Annotated in this window: 20 protein-coding genes; 7 read left to right on the forward strand and 13 right to left on the reverse strand. The window is 36.8% G+C overall.

Annotation, left to right across the window (positions count from 1 at the left end; translation table 11 throughout):
- Positions 1-102: 102 nt before the first annotated feature.
- From AC3WV0_RS02640 to xth, 6 genes are all read right to left on the reverse strand, one after another.
- The gene (locus AC3WV0_RS02640; protein WP_488843754.1) at positions 103-2,130 is read right to left on the reverse strand and encodes an LVIVD repeat-containing protein; all 2,028 of its coding nucleotides are present in this window, start codon (positions 2,128-2,130) and stop codon (positions 103-105) included.
- Between the two features lie 43 nt (positions 2,131-2,173).
- Positions 2,174-3,481, reverse strand: a complete 1,308-nt coding sequence (locus AC3WV0_RS02645; protein ID WP_488843756.1) for a glycosyltransferase family 2 protein — start codon at positions 3,479-3,481, stop codon at positions 2,174-2,176.
- Between the two features lie 6 nt (positions 3,482-3,487).
- Positions 3,488-4,441 (reverse strand): TackOD1 domain-containing metal-binding protein, encoded by a 954-nt coding sequence (locus AC3WV0_RS02650; protein ID WP_488843758.1) that lies wholly within the window; start codon positions 4,439-4,441, stop codon positions 3,488-3,490.
- 8 nt (positions 4,442-4,449) lie between these two features.
- Positions 4,450-5,490, reverse strand: a complete 1,041-nt coding sequence (locus AC3WV0_RS02655; protein WP_488843760.1) for an HlyD family secretion protein — start codon at positions 5,488-5,490, stop codon at positions 4,450-4,452.
- Complete coding sequence (locus AC3WV0_RS02660; RefSeq protein WP_488843762.1) at positions 5,490-7,514, reverse strand: hypothetical protein; 2,025 nt, start codon at positions 7,512-7,514, stop codon at positions 5,490-5,492. The genes AC3WV0_RS02655 and AC3WV0_RS02660 overlap by 1 nt, the downstream gene beginning before the upstream one ends.
- A gap of 433 nt (positions 7,515-7,947) precedes the next feature.
- Positions 7,948-8,718: an exodeoxyribonuclease III gene (gene xth / locus AC3WV0_RS02665; protein WP_488843764.1), complete on the reverse strand. Its 771-nt coding sequence runs from the start codon at positions 8,716-8,718 to the stop codon at positions 7,948-7,950.
- A 194-nt stretch (positions 8,719-8,912) separates the two neighbouring features.
- Here xth and AC3WV0_RS02670 point away from each other — a divergent pair, with 194 nt between their 5' ends.
- Complete coding sequence (locus tag AC3WV0_RS02670; RefSeq protein WP_488843766.1) at positions 8,913-9,533, forward strand: DUF4142 domain-containing protein; 621 nt, start codon at positions 8,913-8,915, stop codon at positions 9,531-9,533.
- Positions 9,534-9,605: 72 nt separating this feature from the next.
- Here the strand turns inward: AC3WV0_RS02670 and AC3WV0_RS02675 are convergent, their stop codons facing one another.
- Positions 9,606-10,217: a DNA-3-methyladenine glycosylase gene (locus AC3WV0_RS02675; RefSeq protein ID WP_488843767.1), complete on the reverse strand. Its 612-nt coding sequence runs from the start codon at positions 10,215-10,217 to the stop codon at positions 9,606-9,608.
- Between the two features lie 20 nt (positions 10,218-10,237).
- The gene (locus tag AC3WV0_RS02680) at positions 10,238-10,834 is read right to left on the reverse strand and encodes a Crp/Fnr family transcriptional regulator (protein ID WP_488843769.1); all 597 of its coding nucleotides are present in this window, start codon (positions 10,832-10,834) and stop codon (positions 10,238-10,240) included.
- 211 nt (positions 10,835-11,045) lie between these two features.
- Here AC3WV0_RS02680 and AC3WV0_RS02685 point away from each other — a divergent pair, with 211 nt between their 5' ends.
- Complete coding sequence (locus AC3WV0_RS02685; RefSeq protein ID WP_488843770.1) at positions 11,046-11,900, forward strand: cyanophycinase; 855 nt, start codon at positions 11,046-11,048, stop codon at positions 11,898-11,900.
- A 71-nt stretch (positions 11,901-11,971) separates the two neighbouring features.
- Here the strand turns inward: AC3WV0_RS02685 and AC3WV0_RS02690 are convergent, their stop codons facing one another.
- A complete protein-coding gene (locus AC3WV0_RS02690) occupies positions 11,972-12,334 on the reverse strand; it encodes a response regulator transcription factor (RefSeq protein ID WP_089999106.1) in 363 nt (120 codons plus the stop codon).
- Position 12,335: 1 nt separating this feature from the next.
- Positions 12,336-13,835 (reverse strand): PAS domain-containing sensor histidine kinase, encoded by a 1,500-nt coding sequence (locus AC3WV0_RS02695; RefSeq protein WP_488843772.1) that lies wholly within the window; start codon positions 13,833-13,835, stop codon positions 12,336-12,338.
- Positions 13,836-14,080: 245 nt separating this feature from the next.
- Here AC3WV0_RS02695 and AC3WV0_RS02700 point away from each other — a divergent pair, with 245 nt between their 5' ends.
- From AC3WV0_RS02700 to AC3WV0_RS02710, 3 genes are all read left to right on the forward strand, one after another.
- Positions 14,081-14,848, forward strand: a complete 768-nt coding sequence (locus AC3WV0_RS02700; protein WP_488843774.1) for a Rossmann-fold NAD(P)-binding domain-containing protein — start codon at positions 14,081-14,083, stop codon at positions 14,846-14,848.
- Between the two features lie 141 nt (positions 14,849-14,989).
- Complete coding sequence (locus AC3WV0_RS02705; RefSeq protein WP_164462403.1) at positions 14,990-15,151, forward strand: hypothetical protein; 162 nt, start codon at positions 14,990-14,992, stop codon at positions 15,149-15,151.
- Positions 15,152-15,479: 328 nt separating this feature from the next.
- Positions 15,480-17,639 carry a glycoside hydrolase family 97 protein gene (locus tag AC3WV0_RS02710; protein ID WP_488843776.1) on the forward strand — a complete coding sequence of 720 codons (2,160 nt, stop codon included), beginning with the start codon at positions 15,480-15,482 and terminating at the stop codon, positions 17,637-17,639.
- A 55-nt stretch (positions 17,640-17,694) separates the two neighbouring features.
- On the opposite strand, the gene AC3WV0_RS02715 is transcribed toward AC3WV0_RS02710, so the two are convergent.
- On the reverse strand, positions 17,695-18,015 hold the full coding sequence (locus AC3WV0_RS02715) for a hypothetical protein (RefSeq protein ID WP_488843778.1): 321 nt from the start codon (positions 18,013-18,015) through the stop codon (positions 17,695-17,697).
- A 38-nt stretch (positions 18,016-18,053) separates the two neighbouring features.
- Positions 18,054-19,058 carry an SDR family oxidoreductase gene (locus AC3WV0_RS02720; RefSeq protein WP_488843780.1) on the reverse strand — a complete coding sequence of 335 codons (1,005 nt, stop codon included), beginning with the start codon at positions 19,056-19,058 and terminating at the stop codon, positions 18,054-18,056.
- A gap of 220 nt (positions 19,059-19,278) precedes the next feature.
- Between AC3WV0_RS02720 and egtD the strand changes: the two genes are divergently transcribed.
- Together egtD and egtB are read left to right on the forward strand one after the other, a co-directional pair.
- A complete protein-coding gene (gene egtD / locus AC3WV0_RS02725; RefSeq protein WP_488843782.1) occupies positions 19,279-20,268 on the forward strand; it encodes an L-histidine N(alpha)-methyltransferase in 990 nt (329 codons plus the stop codon).
- Positions 20,269-20,285: 17 nt separating this feature from the next.
- Positions 20,286-21,458: an ergothioneine biosynthesis protein EgtB gene (gene egtB / locus AC3WV0_RS02730; RefSeq protein WP_488843783.1), complete on the forward strand. Its 1,173-nt coding sequence runs from the start codon at positions 20,286-20,288 to the stop codon at positions 21,456-21,458.
- 73 nt (positions 21,459-21,531) lie between these two features.
- On the opposite strand, the gene mnmC2 is transcribed toward egtB, so the two are convergent.
- Positions 21,532-22,206 carry a tRNA (5-methylaminomethyl-2-thiouridine)(34)-methyltransferase MnmC2 gene (mnmC2, locus tag AC3WV0_RS02735; RefSeq protein ID WP_488843785.1) on the reverse strand — a complete coding sequence of 225 codons (675 nt, stop codon included), beginning with the start codon at positions 22,204-22,206 and terminating at the stop codon, positions 21,532-21,534.
- Positions 22,207-22,284: the final 78 nt, after the last annotated feature.

Consider the following 22,284-nt stretch of genomic DNA (forward strand, 5'->3'; position numbering starts at 1 on the left):
ATCGCAAAAACAAAGCCAATCTGTTATGCGTTTAGATTAAATAACAAAAAAATCCGGAAAAACTTCCGGATTTATATATGATCAATAAATTTTATCTGAGATTTAATTTATCTTAAGGATATTCAATCCTGATTGTCCTGTAGCAACAAACGCCAAATTATTATTGATGTAGATATAGTTGGCAGAACCGCTTAGCTTGTAATATCCAACTACTTTAAATGTATTTTTGTTTAATACAATAACACCATCGGTACCATTGGCAAGATACAGGTAACAGTTGTTGACTGCAACAGCGTTAGTAAGACCTGTCTGACTGAATACATTTTGATCGTTTACTTTGAAGTTTCTTGGAACGAAACTGTTCATTAGCTGTCCATCGCTTAATCTGATTTTAGCTACTCCTTTATCACTTAGTGCAAGGTAAACATATTCATTATCCAGAACGATCACATTTTTACCGTCGGTAACAGACTGTGTAAGACCTGGGTAGTTATAGACATGTGGATTTGATCCGTCGTTATTGGCAACTCTAAGGGATGCACCATTTGCCTGAGTTGCAAAGAATACCTGGTACGTATCGTTGTGGGCAACATATTTAGCTCTTTCTCCTGCAAAATTGAATTGCTCAGATACAGAATATCCATTATTAGGGTCCAGTTTAAAGAATCCTCCACCGGTTGTTCCTGTTGAAGCATATAAATAATTATTGTAGAAATAAGAATTTTTTGCGGTAGAACTAGGGAGTTTATAATTCAGGAATGAAGACAAATCCTGCGTATTGAATACATTATTCGTAAGTGGAGCGGTAACTAATTTTGCGCCGTTTTTATCACCACCAACAGCATACAGCTTATTGTTGACAACATCAACGTTATTGAACTCAATATTGTTGAATAATGCTTCATTTACCAGAGAAGGAGCGTTGTAATCGGTTACATTAAAGATTCTGATCGCACCTTTTGTAGTACTTCCTGAAACGGCATCATTGGTATGATAAGATACATAAGCGAAACCATTGCTCATGGTAACTCCTGTTGCGCTTAACGTTGTATTGCTGATAGAAGGACTTACCACATTCGCTACCAAGGTAAACTGTAATTGGTTGTCCGAACAAGGTGCAATACCTTTCTGAGGCGTACATTCTCCTGCCTGGATATATGCATTTGAATTTATAGTAACCTGATTATTGATCTTGTTTTGTATTGCAGTATAAGAAGTATTCACAAAGTTCAGGTCAATATGTCCCATGAAAGCAATATTCGCATTAATATTCCCGAAAGACATATTAGAGAAATCCATTCTTGCAAATCCATCTCCGTTTCCGTTGGCTTTTATCTTACCGTCTATCGATACCGTTCCGCCGGTAACTTCAGTATATGACTGGCCTTTCAGATTCAGTGCTCCGGAACTGTTGATATGGAATCCTTTCTCAAAGGTAAGATAGCCTTCATTATTCAGGTTCGAATTCAGGTAATTGTTCTGTGCATTGAAGACCATTCTGCAGTAGTTATTTACTGTAGAGCTTGCATTAAGGCTTTCAGAATTGCTGAAGTTCAGGTTGTTGTAATTGTTGATGATACCATCAACAGATCCTGTGCTATAGGTCACAAATCCGTAGTTGTCTAATTTACCCGCAGAATTCAGGTGAAAATTGACTGTACTTGAGATTTTACCATTGTTTCCTACTTCCACTCTGCCACCATTGGGAACGTTGAGCCAGTTTGATCCGCCCAGTTCACCAAGAATGATGATTTTTCCTCCGGAATTGAAGTTGAATCCTCCTGTAAAAGTAGTTCCTTCAGGAATGTAGTAAGTTTCTCCGTTGTTAATGTTATACCAGTTACTTCCTGTAGCAGCAATTGCACCTGAAAGATTTGGGGTATAAGTTACAGTTTTCTGAGCGGCTGAGAATTTCTGACTGTTTGGGTCGAATTTTACAAAGTCCACCGCAGAATTTTTCATTTCAATACTTTTGCTGAGATCTCCGCTTCCGTAACGGAGTGTGATGTCACCATTGGTAATGGATTGTGAACTTTCACTGTTTTCAGGAAGCAGACTGTCTTCAGACGAACATCCGGTTGCAGCAACAAGAAGGAAAAATCCCATTGCTACGCTTAGTTTTTTTGTCATTAAGGGTTAAGTTTTATTTTATAAGGGTTTGTTAACACGGTAATTATGCTCCGAACTCACGGGCTTTTCTAGAGGTTTTCTGAGGATTCCAGGGGTCTTTATAAGAATCATAAAAGAATAATTCATCGAAATAAGCAATTGTCCTTACAATACGCATAAAATAACCCATGTATAAAGGGTAGAGTGGGACATAAATTATTTTTGAGAAATATTTCTTTTTATTTTTCACTATTAATAAGCAAATCAGAAACTGCGTAAAATACAGCAGCAAATATACTAAATATTTGAATGGCAACCAAAAAACTAAGAATTCCGGGTTTTCAATTATTATTCTTAGCATATAAATCAGCCAGGTGATATCAAGTACAAGTCCGAAAAAGACATTTTCAAAAAAAGAGAAAAAGTTTGACCATCGGAAATTCTTATTCGGAAGCCATATATCATAATGTTTTCTAAGCCTGAAACGTACGAGCGAACGTGACCAGCGCAAGCGCTGCTTGGCAAGCTTTCTCCATTCTACAGGAACGTGCGTATTGCAGACTGCTGTTTGCTCAAAATGAATCTGGTAGCCAATCTTCCGTATCTTTACAGTAAGATCACCATCAAGGCCAGGGCCTACATCCCAGCCCCCAACTCTTTCAAGAACCTTTCTCGGAAAAACACCAAAGGCTCCCGAAATGATCTTATAAATCCCAAGACTGGAAAGAACAATCCTTGAGATGCTGATCGATTGCTGGTACTCCAGGTACTGCATCGTTGAAGTAAGAGAGTCCTGATCATTTCTTACCATCAGGTTTCCGCCGACACCACCGATATTCTTACGCACATAGAAGGGAAGCAACGCCTTTTCAATGGCATCATTATCTAAAGATGAATCTGCATCAATATGAACTACAAATTTACCTTTTGAATATTTCAAGCCAAGGTTGGCCGCTGATGCTTTCCCGCCGCGTATTTCGGAACGAAGAAATTTGGTGATAAAACCTTTCTTTTCAAAAGATCTCCCAATCATTCCGGTGTGGTCGGTAGAACCATCATCAACCACGATAATTTCAATATTCTTATACGTTTGTTTCTGCATGGAAACCACCATTTTATGGAGATGCTTTCCTTCGTTGTGTCCAGGAACCAGAACCGTTACCAGGGGCAGTTCTTTCATCAGTTTTCCGTGAGCCAGTTTCCATTTGTCTTCATTAATAAACCGTTTCCTGAAGGTCACATAAAGCACAATAACCTCTAAAAGAAGAAATCGTGGAATATCGATGATAAAGACATACCATCCCCAGTTCAAAATGCTAGACCAGTTTGAATATCTTAAATTAGAGTAAATGATTTCCCAGAAATTTTCCACGTTGGATTAATTGAGAATTTCATTGATGGCTTTCTGGGTAAGCTCGTAATTGTAGATCTTTTCCAGCTTCAGTTCAGAAGGTGTCTGCTCTGTTTTGCAGTTGATGCAGTGTACGCCGATCAAAGGTTTCTGAAATTCGTTTTTGCATGTATCATTCAGGCAATAAAACACTTTTCCGGGCTTGTCGTAATCTACGCCAAGATTTTTCAACTCCATGCTGCATTTAGGGCATATCAGCCTGTCTCCCTGTTGAAAACTCTGCTCCGTAGCTACATAGGCACATCTGAAATGATGTATAAGCACTCTCACCTGAAGATTATGCTGTTTACATTTCGGGCATTCTTCGCGGTAGTTCAGAAAACCGGAATTGCATTTCTTGCATATATGAGAGGTATCCACGTAGTTTCTGCGAAAGTAGTCGTTTTTATAAGCACCGTTTAGTAAAGATCTTCCATGGGTATATGAATCCTCTGTACTGTCATAATATGCTTCTATTCTGGGGTAAGAATATCCGTTGAGAGAACCGGCACTCTCATAAAATTCAATATTTTTATTTCTCGAATAGTAGTATAGTATTGTTCTCTTTAGCAGCTCATCATCATGCAGTAGCAAAGAGTCATTCAGTCGTTGTATAAAATTTAAAACAAATCTTATCTGAGGTATTTTATTTTGAATATTTACATCCTGAATATAGCCGTCGCATAAATGCTTGAGATTATAGTTTCTATATTCTTTATAAATTTTCTTTAAACCTTTCTGCAGGAAGACAGGTTTCAGAAAAACCTTAGGATCAGAATGCCTGATCACCGAGATTAAGAATTTTCTTACGCTTGTTGCATTATCATTATTAATAATCCATATATCTGCTTTAGTAGGATCAGGGATTTCATTTCTGTCGACACAATCTTCTAAAAGTTGTGCGCTAATTCCGTTTTCGAGTTGCAATATTCTTTCAGGCATAGTGTTTTTTATGTAAATCTCAATTTTCTAACTTTCACCGGAATATTACTGATTTTTACTGCTTCCCAGGACTTTCCGTCTATGGGTACAATATCGATCACAACTCCGTATTTATTATCACTTAAAGTTTTATTAATTAAAGTATTATCCTTTATCTCTGATATAGAGTAGATTTTTTTAACCTGCCCTGTAAGCGTTTTATTAAATCCATAAGGAAGTTTAATGGCTACTCGATCTCCTTCATGAAACTCATCCAGATCACTGATGTCGATGTATGCCTGTACAAACTGTTTTTTGCGGACTACTGATGTAATAATGTCTGATTTATAAGCCACCTGTCCGTCGGTTATACGAAAACGGTCTGTATTTCCATTGATAGGAGATACATAATAATTTTGCATGGCGGAAGCTCTGTTTTCCTCTTTTGCCAGAAGGTTTTTATGCTTATTAATCAGTGATGTTTTTGTGATTTCATCATTTAATGCTTTAATATCGGCATTTAATGAAGCAATTTCGTATTTAAGATCGTCGATCGAGCGGTCTACATTGGCCAGTTCGTTGGGAGTGATTTGATCGATATATACCAGTTTTTCTTTTCTCTTTTTCTCACTTTCCCAGTACGCAACTCTTTTCTTAAGATCGGCAACAAGACCTTTCTTTTTTAAAACCTGAGCGCTGATAGAAGCAAGGTGATTTTCAAAAGTCGTATTATCAACAAGATTTTTCAGGGAATCCTGCAGGCTGCTTTTACGAATATTGGTGTCATAAAATTCATAACTGAAAAGAGTATCTCCCTTTTTTACAGGCGAGCCTTCCTTTGCGTAGTAATTGAGAATTCTTATATCAGTGGTAAACTTCACATCAAACTGCTGCTGCTTCAGAAATCCGTCGGCATAATCAAAAATCCAGGATGAGATGAGCCATTTCAGCACCGAAAATACAATCAATAGTAAGACGGCGAAATAGATATAGCGATCCCATCTGCGTTTCTTTACCGGCTTCTCGTATGAATCTTCTGTTATTTTATCGTCGTTAAAATTGATTTCCATTATGGTTTAAAATTATTCATTTGTGATAAGTCGTAATACCCGATTTTTGTAACGCCAGCGGCCTGTACATAAGACTCCGCATCCAATAGATCGCTGAAAACCTGAAAATCGTTAATACGGAATACCCATACATAATAGTCTGTGGTTAATATGCTTCTGATGAGGGCTGTTTTATTTAGCTTTTTATCAAGACTCAAGACATCATAAGCCATGATATAGGTCATGATGCTGTTGTCATGCAGAGCGGTTGCCACTTCTGCGGGGAGCTGCATAGGAACGCTTACTCCGAGATCCATATTATTCTGGTTGCACCATGTCTTTGAATTGGTAAACAGGTTGATGAGTCTTTGTGCATAAAGGTCAACATTCGTTTTGTAGTCGTCAAAAGTATGAGGTTCGATATCAAGATGTACTCCTGCAAATCCCATATCTTTCGCAGACTGCAATGCAACCTGAAGATCTGTAAAGCCATCATCCGTTTTAGCATATGAGTTTTCCCCGATGAGGCGGTATACCTGAATGTTGTTTTGAGCAGCCATCATCATAAAATCATTTACTTTCGCAAGATCATAAACTTTGCCGGGAGACAGGAAAACCCTGTTGACGTGCCAGTGATTCATCAGATTGATGATATAGGCATTGGAATAATTGGTAAAGAAGCTGCTCCATATATAAGTTTCGTTACCTGCATTATCATCATTCAGTTTGCTCTGAAGGTTGGTTGTTGGGTTGTCGGTTCCTGATATCATTTTATATTCAAGGTATTTTTCATACAGATCAGATTTTTTGTCACAGATCTGTAATTGGTTATTTAAAAGTTTTTCTGCCGTAGCAAGATAGGATGCCGGACTGAAAGTATTGCTTTTCTCGTTGCTGGAATTCACTTTAAGTTCAGCTTCAAGATAATTTACCTCACTTTCCAATACCTCGATTTCAGACTTCAGGAGATAATATTCTCTGAATAATGTGCTAAGTCTGTCACGATAGATCATTTGCATATCCTGCAAGGCGTTTTCCTTCCATTTAAAATCGCTTTCAGATTCATAATCTGTTTTGCTTCTGCTTACAGGAAGGTTGATTGTAGCTCCTACACTTGCAAAATTGCGGTCTCTTGACAAAGCAGAATAATAATTGTATCTTAATTTTAATCGAAGATCCGGTTGCTTGTCTCTTTTACGCTTCATATCTGCTATTTCCTTCTCCATTTTCAAAGCGGTTTCCCTGTCTTTTACCAAAGGGTTGAGATCAATATTTTCAACAGGCGTAAGATCCGGGATTTCAGAGTTCAGGATTTCACCGGTAAAAGGATTTCTTTCATTGGTTTTCTGAAGGCTTTCCAATGATTTTTTTTCAATGGCTATTTTGTCAAGACGGTATTTTGACTGTGCTGTTTCAGCGTCATTTTTCAGCCCGACTTTATTCTGGTTTATTGTGAATTCGTTCTGTAATTTCAAAAGTCTTTCATAATCAGATAAAAGCTTTATCTTTTTTTCGTCGAAAGCCGTTCTTACCTTGTCAATATTCGCTCTGTAGTCAAGTTCCTTCTTATATTTTACCTTTTGTAAAACATCAATATTTCTTAGTTTTTCATTTAAAGAATTCTGGATTTTCTGATTCTTCATACTTCCTTCTCCCAAAGCAAGCCAGTCTATCCCGGATGACACTCTGGCGCGGTAAAAGATATTATCATCATCGCTAAATCCGGGACTGAAATTGTAGCTCATATCAGAAACCCAGTTCAGATGCAGTTTGTTTTTATATTCCGTATTTTTTGAATCAATATTAAGTTCACTCTTGCTCAGTGAAGCATTGCTAGTTGAAAAATCCAGATGGCTATTTTCCGTATGATTATTTCTGTTATGTAAAAGATCTGCCATAATTTCCTTGGCAGCCTCATATATTTTATTGTATTCTGCAGTAAGAACACTTAAAGATTTTGAGTTTATGCTTAATGTCGATTTGTTTTGAGCATTAAAAAAAATGAAAAAATTCAATAATAATAGAATCTGTAACGTTTTTCGCATATGGTTCAGGATATTTTTGCAAATTTAGAGATTTGGATTTAAATTTTATATGTTTATTTGTCATGTTACGTAAATTTTAATGTTTTTTTAAAAGGTCTTTAACGTGTGAAAAAATGCTTAAATATTGATTATGTAAGGTATTAATGATTATGTTAATTAATTATGTGATGGTTTAGTGATAGTTATAGATTTTATCTAAATATTTTATTTTATAGTTGATTTAGTATATTATGGTAGTATTTTAAACTTTATTTAAAAAACCAGTGTCAATTTTCTTTTTTCTAAAATTTATAATAAGGGTTAAAAACAGCTATATCGTTTGGGTAAATTAGGCTGATCACAAAATTATGTGCAATCAAATTTCAGATGGTGAAATTATGTATTCCTATAAACAGTTCATATTCTTTCTTAAAGCTTACAATCATTATTGAACTTATTCAAGCGAAATCCATACCGGGGCGTGGTCACTGCTTTTTTCCCATCCCCGGACATGCTTATCTACGTTCCCTCCGCTAAGTCGACCGGCAATATAAGGACTCAGCAAAATATGATCCAGACGCATTCCCGCATTGCGGTCATAAGATTTATACAAATAATCCCAGAAAGTATAGATTTGTTCGTCAGGGTAGAGTGAACGGATAGAATCCTGCCAACCCTTTTTGATCAGCTGTTGATATGCTTTTCTTACTTCTGTCCGGTATAAGGCATTGTCTTCCCAGCGTTCCGGTTTATAAACATCAAAAGGTGTAGGAATGATATTAAAATCTCCAATTACAATAGCCGGAAGATCCATTTCGATCAATTGATTGGTTCTTTTCTTCAGGCGTTTGATCCATGAAAGTTTAAAGTCGAATTTTGGTCCCGGATACGGATTTCCGTTCGGAAGATAAAGACAGCATATCACAATCTGGTTGATGATCGCTTCAATATATCTGCTCTGCTCATCTTCAGGATCACCCGGCAGAGATCTCTGAACCTCTGTAATCTCCATGTTGCGGGCAAGTATGGCAACTCCGTTCCAGCTTTTTTGCCCTTTCCAGATGGCATTATAACCTGCAGCATTGATTGCGTCTATAGGAAAGCGTTCTTGTGGGGCTTTCAGCTCCTGAAGACAGACAATATCAGGTTGTGCCTCCTGAAGCCATCGGAGCAATACGGGCAGTCTGCCGTTGATGCCGTTTACATTATAAGTTGCGATTTTCATTGTTTTATCATTTAATTTTTTTAAAACTACACAATATCCGTTCCATGTAAATGTTAAATTTTCACCCGGAGTCTATGGCTACAGCTGCAATGTGGTACATGAAGATTAATTTATTAAAACTTTGGCAAATAAATTGTTACTATCTGCGGTGAGCAATAATAATTGCGATTTATTTTAACCATTTACAATATATTATGAAAAATTCAATCTTAACAATTCTTGCAGTTGCCGCTATGGTAGCCTGTAAGAAAAATGAAACCACGACTGCCGATCAGTCTTCAGACACTACAACATCAATGTCTGCACCGGCTGACACTTCTATGGCAACAGGAGATTCTGCAACGACTGCGGCGCCAAATTCTGACACAGCTACGAATACATTGAGCGCACAGGACAAATCATTCGCTGATGCTGCAGCAAAAGGAGGAATGATGGAAGTTATGCTTGGTAAGCTTGCTGCTACGAATGCCAGCAATGCTACTGTAAAATCATTAGGTGCCATGATGGTAAAAGATCACGGAAAAGCTAATGATGAGCTTAAAAAATGGGCATCTGCTTCGGGATATACTTTGCCTACAAGCCTGGATGCCGACAAACAGAAAAAATATGACGATTTGAAGGCAAAAAAAGGAGCTGATTTTGATCGTGCATATGCTGATCTTATGGTAGAAGATCATAAAGAAGATATTGCTGCATTCAAAAAGCAGGCATCGGAAGGATCAGAAGCTTCTCTGAAATCGTTTGCCAGCAACACACTGCCTACACTGGAACATCACCTGATGGAATCTGAAAAAGCAAAGAATGCTGTAAAATAGTGTAGAATACCATTTATTCATTATTATAAATCCAATTTATTCCGGAAGATTTGAAAAAGGTCTCCGGAATTTTTATTTTAACTTATGAGTTATATACCGGCTTTCTTTTACATAAAACCGGAGTGGCAGCAATGCGTGATCTTTTGCATAAGCAACACCAATTCTCGGAGCGGAAACTATTTCATTGAGACTGTATTTCATTCCTAGATCTTCAATCCATATCTCATCGCCGTCTATGGGCTTTTTATTGAAAGAAAGATCAATTCCCAATGCTTTTGAAACCGAGCCGGGACCTGATGAAATGGAAGGGTCGGATGAAGGTTTATTTCTTCTTCGTTCAATAACCGATATTCCTTTATAGGGCTGAACGGATCTTATGAGAACGCTTTTAGGATCATTATTATCTGAAGCAACAATATTCAAAAGATGATGAATACCGTAGCATAAATAAATATAAGCAATCCCTCCCGGATGATACATCGCTGCAGTACGGGCCGTTCGAAGGCCGCCGTAAGCATGAGAAGCCTGATCTTCTGTCCCGAAATAGGCTTCTGTTTCGGTGATGATCCCGGCCGTAATTTCCCCATGATTATTTGTAAATATTACTTTACCTAACAAATCTTTGGCGAGAAAAACGACATCAGGATTTTGAAAGTACAGCTTCTGAAGTTTTTTTGCATTCATTTGGATAACAGCTTTAGCTTTTAAACATATATTTTCCGGTCAATAATCTTAAGGTAATTTTCCTGCTCCAGTTTTTTAATCACTCTTACTACTGTTTCTGTCCGAAGACCGGTCATTGCAGCTAGTTCACGACGTGTAAAAGGAACTTCAAAAGAAAATTTTGCCTGATTGTCGCTGAAGCTTTTATGATATTCTAAAGCCCCTCTGATTCTTACATCCGGATGAAGCGAAGTGTTGTTCTGCAGCATGATATATTTAAAATAAAGCCGTTCAGACAAAAAGCTGTTAATATCTCTGGAAATATCAGGATTTTCATTCAGAAGTTTTAAAAACTTTTCTTTTGAAAGTGTAACGATTATTGTGGGTTCGATAGCAATAGCGTTTACGGGATATTTTTTATCAATAAAAAGCAGCATCTCACATACGCTGAGACCTTTATGCAGAACTCCAAGAATGAGTTCTTTACCATCTTCATTATAATGGTTTAGTTTTATCCTTCCTTTCTTTATCTGATAAAATTCTCTCGGGGTATCACCTTCGTTGAAAATAACATCAGCAGTCTTCAGATCTTCAATTTCGGCACCATATGAAAGTAAAATTTTTTCCTCGATTAGCATAAGTTCTATTGTTTAAGTTTTAAAGCCTATGAATTTTTAGTAGGCAGCTTTAGAAATTCATTACTCTTTCCGAATTTATCATTATAAAAAATAAAAAATTATGACCCGTATCATATATAAATTGAATTAAAAGATTGATTTGAGTCAGTGATATTTATAATAATCTTTCTTACATTCGGTAATACGAAAAAACATCAATCACAATATGAATATGAAACCGGAAAAAAAGCTCATCATTCCGAAGGGTAAATTACTGATCATCGGCGGAAAAGAAGACCGAAACGGGACAAAAGTGGAAATAAAAAATAAAAATCATGAGTTTTCACCACATGAAATTCTAAAACTTCTTGTATCTGATAAACACGATAGAATAGAAGTGGTCACCACAGCAAGTTCCGAGCCTGAAAGTATGAGAGAGACGTACACGAAAACATTTGAAGAAATAGGATTTACCAATTTTGGATTTATTCATCTGACGGATGATGCTGACAGTCACGATATTAAAAGAATTAAAAGCACTAAGGTAGTTTTCTTTACAGGAGGAGATCAGAATAGGATTTGCAACGAAATTAATAATTCTCCGGTACTCGAAATTTTGCGCGAACGATATCTTAATGATAAAGATTTTCTCATCGCAGGAACCAGTGCCGGAGCGATGTGCATGCCTGAAATTATTATTTGCGAAGCGGAAGACGGAGAGGCTATATTGGAAAATGATATAAAGCTGGCATCAGGGCTCGGGCTTTTATCCGGATGTATTGTCGATACGCATTTCGTTCACAGAGGAAGATTCGGAAGACTGGCACACGCTGTAATGCTACAACGGGAATGTTTCGGAATTGGCCTGGGAGAAGATACGGCGCTTTTGATCGAAAACGGTCATAAAGCAATCTGTAAAGGCTCAGGAATGGTTATCGGAATAAGTGCAAAACATCTTGGTAAAACCAATACCGATACCGTGAAAAAAGGATATCCTGTATACGGGGAAAATTTAACGGTACATATTATAACGGAAGGTTGTTCTGTCGATCTTCAGTCCGGAAAATTTATCGCTGCCGATCATTAAATGTTTAAATAGTAAAGGAATATGCTTAAAATACTGCATATTCCTTTATCATATATAAGTGAGTCTGAATTTTAAGCGAGTAAACCATTGATTTTTGAAACAATGACATCGAGATCAAAAGGTTTGGCTACAAAATCATTTGCTCCCGCATCAGAGGCAATATCATCACCGTCTACACTAGCAGAAAGCACAATGACCGGAAGATCTTTAATACCCTGTGTACTTCTGATTGCTTTTAATACCTGATCCCCGGAAAGAAGTGGCATCCACAGATCCAATAATATTAAATCAGGATGATCGACCTGAATCTGCTTTATCAGATTCGTACTGTTTATTTCGGTGAAGACTGTAAAACCTTCTGATTCCAGAAGCATTTGGAGGACATCCAGTATACCCTGATCATCATCACAAACCATTATCTTTTTGCTATTCATTTCAGTGATTTTTCATTATGGGTAATGTGAAACTAAATGTTGATCCTTCGCCCACCTCGCTTTCTACCCAAAGAGTTCCGTTGTGGTTGGCAATGATTTCATGTGAAATATAAAGGCCGATTCCCAGCCCCGGAAATTTTTTCTGTATATCTCTCGCTCTGAAGAAACGGTCAAAGATTTTTGCCTTGTCCTGTGAGCTTATACCCATTCCATAATCAGTTACTGAAACTTTTACAAAGCTTCCGACCCGGTTAATATACACATCTACTTTATCTGATCCAGGAGAATATTTTATCGCATTTGAAATCAGATTGTTAATGACCTGCGAAATCTGAAGTTCATCACCAAGAATAACAGCGTTGGTAGATCCTGATAATGATATTTTATGATTCGGTGCTGATACTGATAAGTTTTCGACAGTATCACGAATGGTTTTATCAATTTCAAACGGATCGACATGCAGCTCTATGTTTCCTGATTGTATCTTCGAAGTATCCAACAGATCTGAAATGAGGATATTAAGTCTATCTACATACACCGAAACTTTATCCAGGGTTTCATTAAATCTTTCCGGTGAATCTTTAGGAACCATTCTTTGAAGCAGCTGTACAAGGCCTTTAATCGTGGTAAGAGGGGTTTTGAGCTCGTGACTTGCGATTGATAAGAAATCATCTTTTCTGCGGTCTAATTCTTTTTTCTCTGTAATATCTTCAATAGCGATCAGTATTCTGTCTTTATATTGACCTTCAAATTCAATACGGTAAGCATTAAGCAACATTACTTTTTTACCGATGTGTGGAAAGTCGTGCTCAACTTCATAATCGATGACCGGATTATTGGTCGGCAAAATCTTCATCAGAAGCTCTTTCAGGGTTTCGATGTCCCATTGATGATTTCCAAGTTCGAAAAGAATTTTTCCTACCGTATCTTCTGAGGTAACTTTAAAGGAATTTAAAAAGTGCGTGTTGGCACTCAGTACTTTGTAATTTGCATCAAGAACCAATAAACTTTCTCTTACGGTCTGAACAATACTTGAGAGAAACGCTTCACTGTCTACGAGCTCTTTTGTTCTTTCCTTTATTTTTCTTTCCACTGAAGATTTTTCTTCCCTCAGTTCATGCTCGGCTTTTTTACGTTCTGTAATATCATTTTGAACCCCAATAAAATGCGTGACTACGCCTTCACTATTTTTTACGGGAGAGACATAGAGTTCATTCCAGAAGAGATTGCCGTTCTTTTTATAATTCCGTATTTCAAGTTTACAGTCTCTTCCTTCACTGATGCATTTTTTGATATAACTTCTTTCAGGTTGAGATCTGTCCTGGCCCTGCAGGAACCGGCAGTTGTGCCCGATGATCTCGTCGTGCGAATATCCTGTAATTGTTTCAAACGCTCTGTTGCAGTAGACAATAGGATTATCGGGTTGCGTATTATCTGTTATGATGATACCGCAGTTAGCCGAATCCAGTGCCTGTATGTATAGTTCAATGTTGTTATTCATCGGATTATAGCTGTTTTGTCAAGTTCCAAACTTAAACTTTCATTGATATGCAAATATGGGAAAAAGGATAATGTTTTCCAAATTTGTATAGTCAGTAAATATCAGACGCAAATAATATGCCTTCACTAAATATTATTAATCAATTTGTTAAAAAAAGATAATATTTTTTTTAAACTTAATGTATTGGGTGGTTAATAAATCAATACCTTTAACCAATATTGAAATATCTTTCATAACGGCATAGTATGAGAAAAATTGGCATTATCGGATTTGGCTGGCTAGGTTCCAGGATTTCACGGGATGTAAAAGGCAAATTCGAAATTTTTACAACGACAAGGTCACAGGACAAGTTTCAGGAGATTGAAGCTGAGGGAGTTCATGCAGAACTCGCCGTCTTCAATGATACTGAAGAAAACTTTCCTGATCATTGGTCTGTCATTTCGGAATTGGATGCGATCATTATAACAGTACCTTTTTCAGAAAGGAGATCGTCTCGTCAATCACTGCAATTAAAGCTTTCAAAGCTATTTTCATTTATAGGAAGCTATGAAAAACAGATCTTTTTTACAAGTTCGACCAGTGTTTATCCGGATGAACCCGGAGTTTTCACAGAAGAAATGGTTTTGCCTGAAGATATTTTTGTTGAAAATTTAATGAGAAAAGCATTTCCACAGATTAATATCCTCAGACTTGGTGGTTTAATGGGAGATTCTCGGCTTCTGAAAAATTTTAGTATTTCAGATCCTGATACTGTTGTCAACCACATTCATTTTAAAGATATTTCAACAATAATTCAATTGATGATTGAAAGAGAAAGTCACTCAAAGATTTATAATGTTGTTGCACCGCTTCATCCTGCGAAAAATGAGGTTGTTGCAGCCCAGAATAATGAACTTTTAAAAGATGTTCAATACAATAATAATAAGGAACAAAGAATTATTTCTTCAGAGAAATTGATCTCAGAGCTTGATTTTACATTTCAATATCCCGATCCAAAATATTTTCATATGTAGTGATATGAATTGTTTTCATAATTTTTTAGTTATTTAATCAAAATTTATTGCTGTTTAATTAAAAGTGGTCTGCTTTATGCTAAGACAATAATAAGTTACTTTAAAACTTACACTTACACAAACACCTTAAAATATTAAATTATGAAAGAATTTACTCAATGGGAAAATTCCCCGTCGCTTAACAGAGAGATCGAACGTCAGAAAGCCCTTAAGGCCCTTGAAAAAGCAAAAATGATAAAAAGAAAAGTCGTTTTTCTTCCCAAAGGAGCTTCAGGAAGTACGAAGTTTAATGATCTTTTTTAATACAGGTCTTGGAGAATCTTTGTAAATATAGACCAGAATACAAATAATAAATTAAGCCATAGCAGTTTTCTGTTATGGTTTTTTTTATCATTAATAACGTAGAAAAAATTTAAACAAAATATCAATACGAATATCAATGCTATATTAAATTGATTCTAATACATCAGATTGATAATTATGGTGAGTTTCTGACAGCAATATTAATAATTTCTTTTTTGCAATTATCAATATTAAGATACCTACGATTATTCTATATATAAATCATTATGCGTGAAAACATTGTTCTTCGGTAAAACTTTCTTTAACTTTATAAAACCAAATTACTTATATGAAAAAATATACAATTGGAGCATTATTGTTCTCAATGATGTTTGCGGGCGTTAGTGCACAATCTTTAAAATCGCCGGACGGAAAATTTGAAATGAATTTCCAGCTCAAGCAGGGTGTTCCGTATTATAATCTGAAATACAATGGCGATATAGTCGTTGAAGATTCAAAACTGGGACTGAGATTATTTAAAGATACTTCCATCAAATTTGCGTCTGAAATCGCAAAACCTGAAGATGCAAAATTTGACCTGAACAACGGCTTTACAAAAACAGAAGAAAAGCGGGATTCTAAAAATGAAACCTGGCAACCGGTTCTGGGAGAAAAGAAAAATTACAACAATCATTATAACGAATTAGCCGTTAGGCTTCATCAGGATACTACTGACAGAAATATTATTGTTAAGTTCAGACTCTTTAACGATGGATTGGGCTTCAGATATGAATTCCCGCAACAGAAAAACCTGAATTATTTCGTGATTCGTGAAGAAGATTCTGAGATTGATTTCCCAGCCGATATGAAAGCCTGGTGGATCGTTGCCGATTACGACTCGCAGGAATATCAGCCCCAAACAACAAAAATCTCTGAAATTCCCGGCCGCTGGGATCAGGCATTTGATAAGCATTCTTCGCAGACGTTGATAAAAAATGCGGTTCAGACCCCTTTAATGTTGAAAAAAGAAGGAAAAAATCCTTTATATATAAATCTTGGAGAAGCTGCTGTGTTGGATTATCCGGCTTCCCATCTTGAAGTGGATGCTGTTAATTTTAAATTTAAAACACATCTTACGGCAGATCGACAAGGGGCAAAAGGATATATTCAGACTTCTACAGTTTCTCCGTGGAGAACGATTATTGTTTCTCCAAAGGCAGAAGAAATACTCGATTCTAAAATGATGTTTAACCTGAATGAACCTACAAAATATACCGACACTTCCTATATTCATCCTACAAAATATATGGGCGTATGGTGGGAAATGATCATCGGAAAGTCCCAGTGGGCCTATTCTACGGCTGATAATGTTCATATCGGAGTGACGGATTTTTCTAAATTAACACCCAACGGAAAACACGGTGCCAACAACACAAAAGTGAAAGAATATATTGATTTCGCAGCAGAAAATGGCTTTGGAGGGCTTTTAATTGAAGGCTGGAATATCGGCTGGGAAGACTGGATTGGGCACAATAAAGAATTTGTTTTCGATTTCATCACTCCTTATCCTGATTTTGATATCAAAATGCTGAATGAATATGCACATTCAAAAGGCATCAAGCTGATCATGCATCACGAGACTTCTGCTTCGGCAACCAACTATGAAAGATGGGCTGATAAAGCTTTCCAGCTAATGAATCAATATGGTTATGATGCGGTAAAGACGGGTTATGTAGGCGATATGGTTCCGAGAGGGGAGCATCATTATTCTCAATGGACTATTAATCACTATTATAGAATTGCAGAGAAAGCCAATGAATATAAAATCATGGTCAATTCTCACGAATCGGTCAGGCCGGGAGGGGAGAGCAGAACCTACCCGAACTGGATTTCCGCAGAAGCAGCGCGTGGAACAGAACATGAAGCTTTTCAGGGAAATAATCCCGACCATCAGACTATTCTTCCTTTTACCAGATGGATAGGAGGCTCGATGGATTATACACCAGGGATTTTCCAAACTAAGTTGGATTACTATTTCCCGGGAGATAAACGTTTTGTAAAGACAACTTTAGCAAAGCAGTTAGCGCTCTATGTAGTGATGTACATGCCACTCCAGATGGCTGCTGATTTACCAGAAAATTATAAAAGACATATGGAGGCTTTCCAGTTTATTAAGGATGTAGCGGCCGATTGGGATGATACTAAAATTTTATCAGCTGAGCCTGGTGATTACATCATCACTGCAAGAAAAGCAAAAGGTACGGAAAACTGGTTTGTAGGCGGTATTACGGATGAAAACAAGCGTAATTATACTGTAGATTTCTCATTCCTCGATAAAGGCAAAAAGTACGAAGCGACTATTTATGAAGATGGCAAAGATGCAGATTACATCGACAATCCTCAAAGCTATCATATTTATAAAAAGCAGATCACGAGTAAGTCTAAGATCAGTTTTAAAATGGCACGAAGCGGCGGTTTTGCAATTACGATTAAACCAATTGTAAAGTAATATTAATTCATATAAAATAAAAGGCTCGGGTATTATAACCTGAGCCTTTTGCACTTTAATGATGTCTGACACCTTTCTGATGATAATTAATGTCTTTATTGACCGTCTCATAATTCTTGGGCAGATGATCAGCATGTTCGTCGAATGTCTGATTTTCGGCAGTGTTCTGGTTCATTTCCGGAGTTTCAAAATGGATTTGTTTACCATTCTTATAAAGTTTATTATCAAAAGTCCTGTAAAGTTGGTTTTCCTGATAAGTATTTCCATCGGGAGCTGTAAAGGTTTTCAGCTTTCCTTTGTTTTTCCTGTTTATTCTCCAAGCTACTACTGCTCCTGCTCCTATGAGTGCTAAAGCAACTTTTATTTTGTTATTCATAATATGATAATTTAATTTGGTTAAAAATATTTTATTAATTACGGCTGTCCGCTTCCTCCGGCAGCGCCATAAATTTGTCCTGTTGCAAAACTGGCGTCATTGGCAGCGAGCTGTACGAATATAGAGGCAAGTTCGGCAGGCTGTCCCGGTCTACCAAGAGGAGTATCGGCTCCGAATTTAACAAGATTTTCCTGGGTTTGTCCACCGCTTACTTCAAGTGCTGTCCACACCGGTCCCGGCGCCACTCCGTTTACTCTTATGCCTTTTGGTCCAAGCTGTTTGGCTAATGATTTAACATAACTTGTTGTTGCCGCTTTGGTTTGTGCATAATCATACAGGTTTTCAGAAGGATCATAAGCCTGAACTGAAGAAAGCCCGATAATGCTGGAGCCCGGTTTCAGATGAGGAAGTGCCGCTTTAATAATCCAGAATGGTGCATATACATTGGTTTTCATCGTTCTTTCAAACTCTTCTGTGCTGATATCCAGAATCGATTCATGGGTTTTCTGATGGCCTGCATTGTTGACGAGGATATCAAGTCCGCCAAGTTGTTGAACTGCTTGTGATACGAGCTTCTTACAGAATGACTCATCTCTGATATCCCCGGGAATTGCTATGGCTTTACGGCCGGCTTTCCTAATAAGGTCAATAACCTGTACGGCATCAGGTTCTTCTTCGGGTAAATAATTGATGGCCACATCGGCTCCTTCGCGGGCATAAGCAATAGCAGCAGCACGGCCTATCCCGGAATCTCCACCCGTAATTAAAGCTTTTCTTCCCATCAGCCTTCCTGAGCCTACATAGCTTTTTTCTCCATGGTCTGGAACAGGATCCATCTTACTAGCTAAGCCCGGAAAAGGCTGAGACTGGCTTTTAAAAGGAGGCCGTGGGTATTTTGTCGTAGGATCCGTAAGATCCGGGCCGGTAGAATTTTGAGGTTTCTGATTTTGAGATTGTGCCAATACTCCCGGTGAAACGGCGGCAACAGCAAGGGTTGCTGCTATTTTACCGATAGCATTTCGTCTTGTGATTGATTTTTCCATAATATTAAGATTTGTGGTGTGGTATGGCTCTGGAAGCCATTCTGATGAATATATAGCAATGAATATTCCAAGCTTTGAAAACTTTTGCTTTTTAAAAAGATTTATGATAATTATTTACATTATGAAGCGAAATAAAATCACAGTAAAGAAATATTTCGTTAAAAATTTTATAATAGCGGCAAGATAGTTGTAGAATTTTCAAAACCAAATGACAACTTATATGAATCTGCAATTAATCAAAGAATCAAAAAAAAGCAGCGAAAAAGATCATACAGATCATTTTCTAAATGATGTTCTTACAGGACTGCAAAGTACACCGAAACATTTGTCATCCAAATATTTTTACGATAAGACTGGTGACGAATTGTTCCAGAAAATAATGGCAATGCCTGAATATTACCTTACGCGATGTGAACTGGATATTTTTAAGAATAAAACTTCAGAAATTGCAAAAAGCATCAGGGCAGATCAGGAACCTTTTGATCTTATTGAGCTAGGAGCGGGAGATGCAATGAAATCTACTTATCTACTTAAGCATCTTAGTGAAACAGAAACTGATTTTACCTATATGCCCATCGATATTTCAGGAAATATTCTTTCGGTACTGGAGAGAAATTTAAAAAGGCAGCTCCCTGAAATAGACATCGAGCCATTAGAAGGAGAATATTTTGAGATGCTTGAAAAAGCCATGAAGCTTTCATTACGAAGAAAGGTCATTTTATTTTTAGGAGGAAACATTGGAAATATGAACAGGAAGGAAGCTGAAAATTTTTGTATAGCTCTTCATCAGTTATTAAATAAGGAAGATATTCTTCTGATTGGTTTTGATCTTAAAAAAAATCCTTACACTGTTTTGAATGCATATAGTGATAAATCAGGAATCACAGCAGCATTTAATCTGAATCTTTTATCAAGAATCAATCGCGAGCTTGACGGTAATTTTAATATTGATGATTTTCAGCATTACGAATCATATGACCCAATTACGGGTGCCTGCAGGAGTTTTCTTGTAAGTCTTAGAGATCAGAAAGTAAATATTGCAGGCCAACTCATTTCATTTGAAGAAAATGAAGTTATTGACATGGAAGTATCACAGAAGTTTTCAAGATCAGAAATAAGGAAACTGGCTGAAAAAACCGGCTTTAAAATCACTGGTGAAATTGCTGATTCTAAAGACTGGTTCGTTGATAGTATCTGGAAGGTAAGTTAATAATTAAATTAAAAAAAATGGAAACCAATACAATTATAAATCCTCTGGTAAGAAAATTCCGTGACATCAGAAAACGTTCGGAGAATATTTGTCAGCCCCTTGAGATTGAAGATTATGTTGTTCAACCAATTGTTGACGTAAGCCCTCCCAAATGGCATTTAGGACACACCACCTGGTTTTTTGAAACATTTATTCTGATTCCCAATTTTCCTTCTTATGAAGTTTTTGATGACCAGTATAATTTTGTATTCAATAGCTATTATGAAACTATTGGCGCAAGAGTAATCCGTACCGATCGTGGAAATCTCAGCCGGCCTTCAGTTTCTGATATTTACAGATACAGAGCATATGTTGATGAAAAAATGACTGAATTTCTCAACAGCCATCATATGAATGACAGCATTCTACCGCTTTTAGAGCTGGGCCTCAATCACGAACAGCAACATCAGGAACTTTTAATTACTGACATAAAATATATTCTTGGTCATAATCCACTTTTTCCTGTTTATAAAAAAGAAATTAAAAACACCCACAAAACAACGGTAGAGAAAAGAATGCTCAGATTCTCGGAAGGAATTTATGAAATTGGCTTCGAGGGTTTGGGATTTTGTTTTGATAATGAACTAAACAGGCATAAAGTCTATCTTCATGATTTTGGAATTTCAAACCGTTTGGTGACCAACAGAGAATATCTTGAATTTATGGAATCCGGAGGATATTCTGATTTTAGATATTGGCATGCTGACGGCTGGAACTGGGTGAAAGAAAATAAGGTTAAATCTCCTTTGTATTGGCATAAAATCGATGGAAAATGGATGTGTTATACTTTGGGTGGACTGGAAGAAGTTGATCCTGATGCTGAACTTTGTCATGTAAATTTTTATGAAGCTTCAGCGTATGCTTCCTGGAAGGGAATGCGTCTTCCAACCGAACAAGAATGGGAAGTGGCTTCTCCTCATTTTGAATGGGGAAAACGTTGGGAATGGACCAATAGTGCATACCTCCCTTATCCCGGATTTAAAAAAGAAGCCGGAGCAGTCGGTGAGTACAACGGTAAATTCATGGTCAATCAAATGGTGTTGAGGGGGGCATCTGTCGCTACACCACCGGGACACAGCAGAGATACCTACCGTAATTTCTTCCAGCCCGATCTGAAGTGGCAGTTTACAGGAATAAGGCTTGCCAAATAACAATATATTAATGTACCAATGTAACAGTTTACCAGTGATCATTGTTAAATTGGTACATTCATATATTATAAGTTCATTTCTTCACCGCATTGATCATTTCTCTTTTTCCCGGCGGCCCCTGCTTTTTTTCCACTTCAAAATTAAGTTCCTGAAGAATTCTTCTTACGCTTCCTTTAGAAGAATAGGTTGTTAACAATCCGTTAACCGCCATTTTGTCAGAAACCATTTCAAACAACGGCTTTTCCCAAAGATCAGGCTGTACTCTTGCGCCGAAACAATCATAATACACAAGATTTATTTTAGGTAAGTCTATGTTTTTCAGATCAAAAAAGTCGCATTGTATTTTTTTTAATGTAAAACCACTAACAATTTCAGTCTGCTTTTCCCAGTCTGCTTTGTGAATTTTTTGATAAATATTTTTAAATTCCAGGTCATCAAAAAGCTCATCGTATGCCAAATTGTTCATTTCTGATTCATTTATTGGGTATTTTTCAAGCGTAAAATAATTGATGATATGATTTTTGTCAGTTTTTAAATATTCATTAATTGTCACCAAAACGTTCAAACCTGTTCCAAAACCGAGTTCTAAAATATTAATTTCGTAATGATTTAAAAGATTTAATCCGTTTTTGATAAACACGTGTTTTGCTTCCTGAAGCGCTCCGTGATGGGAATGATAGTTTTCATTTAAATCATTGATATATAACGTTTTACTACCGTCGTTTGTAGTTTTAATTTCTCTTTTCAAGCTATTTTTTTACAAATTTACTCTAAAATTTTTATATTTAGAAAATTATGTTAAATTTGTAGAACATCATAAAAAATT

The sequence above is a fragment of the Chryseobacterium sp. 27AL genome (assembly GCF_057815395.1).

What these genes read in the sequence shown, in the direction of transcription:
- AC3WV0_RS02640 (WP_488843754.1), bottom strand. Translation starts at nt 2,130, where the DNA reads ATGACAAAAAAACTAAGCGTAGCAATGGGATTTTTCCTTCTTGTTGCT.
- AC3WV0_RS02650 (WP_488843758.1), bottom strand. Translation starts at nt 4,441, where the DNA reads ATGCCTGAAAGAATATTGCAACTCGAAAACGGAATTAGCGCACAACTT.
- AC3WV0_RS02655 (WP_488843760.1), bottom strand. Translation starts at nt 5,490, where the DNA reads ATGGAAATCAATTTTAACGACGATAAAATAACAGAAGATTCATACGAG.
- AC3WV0_RS02660 (WP_488843762.1), bottom strand. Translation starts at nt 7,514, where the DNA reads ATGCGAAAAACGTTACAGATTCTATTATTATTGAATTTTTTCATTTTT.
- xth (WP_488843764.1), bottom strand. Translation starts at nt 8,718, where the DNA reads ATGAAAATCGCAACTTATAATGTAAACGGCATCAACGGCAGACTGCCC.
- AC3WV0_RS02670 (WP_488843766.1), top strand. Translation starts at nt 8,913, where the DNA reads ATGAAAAATTCAATCTTAACAATTCTTGCAGTTGCCGCTATGGTAGCC.
- AC3WV0_RS02675 (WP_488843767.1), bottom strand. Translation starts at nt 10,217, where the DNA reads ATGAATGCAAAAAAACTTCAGAAGCTGTACTTTCAAAATCCTGATGTC.
- AC3WV0_RS02680 (WP_488843769.1), bottom strand. Translation starts at nt 10,834, where the DNA reads ATGCTAATCGAGGAAAAAATTTTACTTTCATATGGTGCCGAAATTGAA.
- AC3WV0_RS02685 (WP_488843770.1), top strand. Translation starts at nt 11,046, where the DNA reads ATGAAACCGGAAAAAAAGCTCATCATTCCGAAGGGTAAATTACTGATC.
- AC3WV0_RS02690 (WP_089999106.1), bottom strand. Translation starts at nt 12,334, where the DNA reads ATGAATAGCAAAAAGATAATGGTTTGTGATGATGATCAGGGTATACTG.
- AC3WV0_RS02695 (WP_488843772.1), bottom strand. Translation starts at nt 13,835, where the DNA reads ATGAATAACAACATTGAACTATACATACAGGCACTGGATTCGGCTAAC.
- AC3WV0_RS02700 (WP_488843774.1), top strand. Translation starts at nt 14,081, where the DNA reads ATGAGAAAAATTGGCATTATCGGATTTGGCTGGCTAGGTTCCAGGATT.
- AC3WV0_RS02705 (WP_164462403.1), top strand. Translation starts at nt 14,990, where the DNA reads ATGAAAGAATTTACTCAATGGGAAAATTCCCCGTCGCTTAACAGAGAG.
- AC3WV0_RS02710 (WP_488843776.1), top strand. Translation starts at nt 15,480, where the DNA reads ATGAAAAAATATACAATTGGAGCATTATTGTTCTCAATGATGTTTGCG.
- AC3WV0_RS02715 (WP_488843778.1), bottom strand. Translation starts at nt 18,015, where the DNA reads ATGAATAACAAAATAAAAGTTGCTTTAGCACTCATAGGAGCAGGAGCA.
- AC3WV0_RS02720 (WP_488843780.1), bottom strand. Translation starts at nt 19,058, where the DNA reads ATGGAAAAATCAATCACAAGACGAAATGCTATCGGTAAAATAGCAGCA.
- egtD (WP_488843782.1), top strand. Translation starts at nt 19,279, where the DNA reads ATGAATCTGCAATTAATCAAAGAATCAAAAAAAAGCAGCGAAAAAGAT.
- egtB (WP_488843783.1), top strand. Translation starts at nt 20,286, where the DNA reads ATGGAAACCAATACAATTATAAATCCTCTGGTAAGAAAATTCCGTGAC.